The 3,201-nt window shown below is 73.4% G+C and carries 3 protein-coding genes; all 3 read left to right on the top strand.

Going from position 1 to position 3,201, the window contains the following annotated elements; all coding sequences use genetic code 11:
• Positions 1-534 (top strand): alpha-glucosidase C-terminal domain-containing protein (locus ABZ854_RS37140; protein WP_361220453.1); only part of this gene is annotated, 534 nt, incomplete at its 5' end.
• A gap of 30 nt (positions 535-564) precedes the next feature.
• Positions 565-1,932, top strand: coding sequence for a maltokinase (locus ABZ854_RS37135; RefSeq protein ID WP_361220450.1), 1,368 nt, complete (start codon positions 565-567; stop codon positions 1,930-1,932).
• A gap of 4 nt (positions 1,933-1,936) precedes the next feature.
• Positions 1,937-3,201: 1,4-alpha-glucan branching enzyme (glgB, locus tag ABZ854_RS37130; protein WP_361220447.1), on the top strand; the 1,265-nt coding region annotated here is incomplete at its 3' end.

Below are 3,201 nucleotides of genomic sequence, written 5' to 3'. Positions count from 1 at the left end.
GACGAGATCGGCATGGGCGACAACATCTGGCTCGGCGACCGCGACGCCGTACGCACCCCCATGCAGTGGACACCCGACCGCAACGCCGGGTTCTCCTCCTGCGACCCCGGACGGCTCTACCTGCCCACCATCATGGACCCCGTCCACGGCTACCAGGTCACCAACGTCGAGGCCTCCATGTCGTCGCCGTCGTCGCTGCTGCACTGGACCCGCCGCATGATCGAGATCCGCAAGCAGAATCCTGCCTTCGGACTCGGCTCGTTCACGGAACTCCAGTCCTCCAACCCGGCGGTGCTCGCGTTCCTCCGCGAATACGGTGACGACCTGGTGCTGTGCGTCAACAACTTCTCCCGGTTCGCGCAGCCCACGGAACTCGACCTGCGGGAGTACGACGGACGGCATCCCGTGGAGCTGATCGGCGGGGTGCGGTTCCCCGCCATCGGTGAACTGCCCTACCTCCTCACCCTGGCCGGCCACGGCTTCTACTGGTTCCGGCTCACCCGAGTCGCATCCCGCATCGGCCGCCGCCGCTGACGCCCGGCGCCGAGGAAAGGACGCGTCACCATGCCGAAGACCATCACCCTCCGACCGAGAACCACGCCCGACGTGCGGGGGCCGCTGGCCTCGCTGGGTGGGCTGCTGCGCGAATGGCTGCCGGAGCAGCGCTGGTTCGCGGGCAAGGACCGGCCCGTCACGGACCTGTCGGTGTTGTCCGTGACCGAGCTGTTCCCGGGCTGTCTGCACCTGCTGGTCCACGCCGGCCACGCCCCGGTACCCACGCCGGGCGGCACGCCCCCGCCCGGCGACTGCTACCAGCTCCTGCTCGGTCTGCGCCAGCAGCCGGCGCCGCGCCTGGCGCGGGCGTACATCGGCCGCGCCGAGGAGGGTCCGCTGGCCGGTCTCGCCGTGTACGACGCCCTGCACGACCCGCGCTCCGCGCATCTGCTCCTGGAGCGGCTGCGCCGGCCGGGCACGGCCGGACCCCTGCGCTTCGAGGCCGACCCGGCCGCCGACGACCTGCCCGGGGGGCTGCCGCCGCGCCTGCTGGACGCCGAGCAGTCCAACTCCTCGATCGTCTACGGCGACGCGTACATCCTGAAGGTCTTCCGCCGCATCCAGCCGGGCGTCAACCCCGACCTGGAGGTGCCGGGCGCGCTGGCCGCGCAGGGCTGCTCGCGGGTGCCGGCGCCGGTGGCCTGGTTCAGCACGACCGCGCCGAACCCGGCCACGCTGGGCGTGCTGCAGCCGTTCCTGCCCGACGCCGCCGACGGCTGGACGCTGGCGCTGCGCGCGCTCGCCTCCGGCGACGACTTCACCGCCGAGGCCCGGGAGCTGGGCCGGGCGATGGCCGAGGTGCACCTCGCGCTGGCCGAGGCGTTCCCCGCGGCCGGGCCCGGGGATCACAGCCGTACGGCGGAGGCGATGTGCGCCCGGCTGGACGCCGCCGCGCACGCGGTGCCCGCGCTGCGGCCCTTCGTCCCCGGGCTGCGCACCGCGTTCGGCGCGCTGGCTGGCTGCGACACCGGCCCGCCGGCCCAGCGCATCCACGGCGACCTGCACCTCGGGCAGGTGCTGCGGGCCGGACGGGACTGGTTCGTCATCGACTTCGAGGGTGAGCCGTCCCGCCCGCTCGCCGAGCGGCGGGCCGCGCAGTCCCCGGTGCGGGACGTCGCGGGGATGCTGCGCTCCTTCGACTACGCGGCCCGGCAGCGCCGGCCCTGGCGGCCCGAGTGGGCGCGCCGCTGCCGCGAGGCCTTCTGCGCGGGCTATGCCGCGCGGGCCGGCTGGGATCCCCGGAAGAAGCACGCGCTGCTGCGCGCGCACGAGACGGACAGGGCGGTGTACGAGGTGTTGTACGAAGCGAGGCACCGTCCGGACTGGTTGCCGGTTCCGATGGCCGCGATCCAGCGGCTCGCCGTGTGGGGAGGCTGACGCCATGGCACTGCGCGACACATCACCCCCGGAGTCCGCCGGCCCGCTCCCGGCCACGACCGTTCCCCTCGACCCCGGGGACCGCGACCGGCTGCTCGGCGGCGCGCACCACGATCCGCACGCCCTGCTGGGCGCCCATCCGGTGCCCGGCGGCACGCTGTTCCGGGCGCTCAGGCCGAACGCCCGCTCGGTGAGCGTCCTGGTCGACGGGATGCGCAACCGGCTGACCTCCGATGGCGGCGGCCTGTTCTCGGCCGTCCTGCCCTACCCGGACATCCCGTCATACACGCTGCTGGTGGCGTACGCCGACGGCGAGCAGGAGGTGCCGGACCCGTACCGCTTCCTGCCCTCGCTCGGCGAGCTGGACCTGCACCTGATCCGGGAGGGCCGGCACGAGCAGCTGTGGACGGCGCTCGGCGCCGAGCCGATGACCCACCAGGGCGTGGCCGGCACCCGCTTCACCGTGTGGGCGCCGAACGCCCAGGGGGTGCGGGTCGCCGGTGACTTCACCTACTGGGACGGCACGCAGTACCCGATGCGGTCGCTGGGCGCGTCCGGGGTGTGGGAGCTGTTCCTGCCCGGGATCGGCGAGGGCACCCGGTACAAGTTCGAGATCACCTCCCGGCACGGACACCGGTTCCTGAAGGCCGACCCGATGGCGCGGCGCACGGAGGTACCGCCGGACACGGCGTCGGTGGTCGTGGCGGCCCCGGACTACGCGTGGGGCGACGCCGAGTGGATGGCGCACCGCGCGGACACCCCCGTGCACGAGGCGCCGTTCTCCGTGTACGAGGTCCATCTGCCGTCCTGGCGGCCGGGCCTGGGCTACCGCGAGCTGGCGGCGGAACTGCCCGCCTACGCCAAGGAGATGGGTTTCACGCACCTGGAGCTGATGCCGGTCGCCGCGCATCCCTTCAGCGGCTCCTGGGGGTACCAGGTCACCTCCTACTACGCGCCGACCCCGCGGCTGGGCTCCCCGGACGACTTCCGGTACTTCGTCGACGCCTGCCACCGGGCCGGCCTCGGTGTGATCATGGACTGGGTGCCGGCGCACTTCCCGAAGGACGACTGGGCGCTGGCCCGGTTCGACGGGGAGCCGCTGTACGAGCCCGGGGACGACCGCCGGGCCGAGCACCCGGACTGGGGGACGTACGAGTTCGACTTCGGGCGGACCGAGGTGCGCAACTTCCTGGTCGCCAACGCGGTGTACTGGTGCGAGGAGTTCCACATCGACGGGCTGCGGGTGGACGCCGTCGCCTCGATGCTCTA

Source organism: Streptomyces sp. NPDC047028, assembly GCF_040644095.1.
Classification (GTDB): Bacteria; Actinomycetota; Actinomycetes; order Streptomycetales; family Streptomycetaceae; genus Streptomyces.
This window is presented reverse-complemented; position numbering and strand designations above follow the sequence as displayed.

Excerpts from the sequence above, each read along its gene's own strand:
- ABZ854_RS37135 (WP_361220450.1), top strand. The coding sequence starts at position 565 with ATGCCGAAGACCATCACCCTCCGACCGAGAACCACGCCCGACGTGCGG.